We start from the raw sequence: 1,104 nt of genomic DNA, 5'->3' as shown, positions 1-1,104 counted from the left end.
TTGCTAAACAGTTGAGTCATAAGTACGCCGAAATGAGCAGTGGGCGAGTGGTGGTAGACCTTGCTGAAAATCATGGTCGTCAGGTGGCTCGCTCCTTTGTGCAGAACGTGGCCGAAACCGTCGGCTGCATCGCTCAAGCCAAGGAAGAAGTATGGCATTACCAAACCCCCAAACTGTCTTCTGCTGTCTCAACCATCAGTATTGGCCTAGATGGCACCAGTATGATTTTGACCCAACAAGGGAATCGTCAAGCTATGGTTGGCACCATTAGTTTGTATGACGCGCATGGAGAACGGTTGCATACCACCTATATTGGAGCGGCTCCTGAATATGGCCGAGCTACATTTCTGACTCGTATGGAGCGTGAAATTGAGCATGTCATTAGCCTCTACCCCGATGCGCATCGTCAAGGCTTAGCCGATGGGGCCTCTGAAAATTGGACGTTTTTAGCCTCTTATGTCGAGACCCAAATAGTGGATTTTTATCATGCCACAGGCTACCTCAAGTTGATGGCAAACGTCCTCTATCCCCGACGTCCTAAACCCCGAGAAAAATGGATTGAGACCCAGGCCCATCGATTGAAACATGAGCCCAAAGCGGCCCAGGCATTCTTGGCGGAGTGGGCACAAATCGAGCCGAGTTCATTAAATGCGACCGGACAAGAAAATCTGCACAGTGTGCTCACCTATTTCACCAATCATCATCACCAAATGGCCTATGCCGAAACACGTCAAGTGCATCGACCCATTGGTTCGGGGGTCACCGAAGCAGCGTGCAAAGTCCTGGTCAAGCAACGACTTTGCGGGTCAGGAATGCAGTGGAAGGAATTGGGGGCAACAATGGTCTTGAGCTTGAGAGTGCTCAGCTACACCTGTGGCCGATGGCAGCAATTTTGGTCAAAAATTAACCGATATGGGTTCTCGCTATAGCCTTTAAATATCAGTATAAAATTACCACATTAAATCGAGGTCATACTCATGCGTCGTTTCCATCTTTAAGCGGAACCTGGTTGAGATAACGGTAGGTATAGGTGTGTAAGGTTTTGCCTCTACGGTGTTGTTTGACCAAGGTTGGCCATTCAATCCCCTCTAAATGCTCATAAAG

At 48.7% G+C, this 1,104-nt stretch carries 1 protein-coding gene and 1 pseudogene; one reads left to right on the top strand and one right to left on the bottom strand.

The genetic code is table 11. The annotated features are described in order from the left end of the window. Positions 1 to 929: ISKra4 family transposase (locus F6K52_RS36655; protein ID WP_293090193.1), on the top strand; the 929-nt coding region annotated here is incomplete at its 5' end. Positions 930 to 978: 49 nt separating this feature from the next. Here the strand turns inward: F6K52_RS36655 and F6K52_RS36650 are convergent. Beyond that, positions 979 to 1,104, bottom strand: a pseudogene (locus F6K52_RS36650) (ISNCY family transposase); the annotation flags it as partial.

Origin of the sequence: Moorena sp. SIO3H5, assembly GCF_010692395.1 — a bacterium.
Lineage (GTDB): Bacteria > Cyanobacteriota > Cyanobacteriia > Cyanobacteriales > Coleofasciculaceae > Moorena.
The sequence above is the reverse complement of the archived record's forward strand: the minus strand, read 5'-3'. Positions and strand labels throughout refer to the sequence as shown.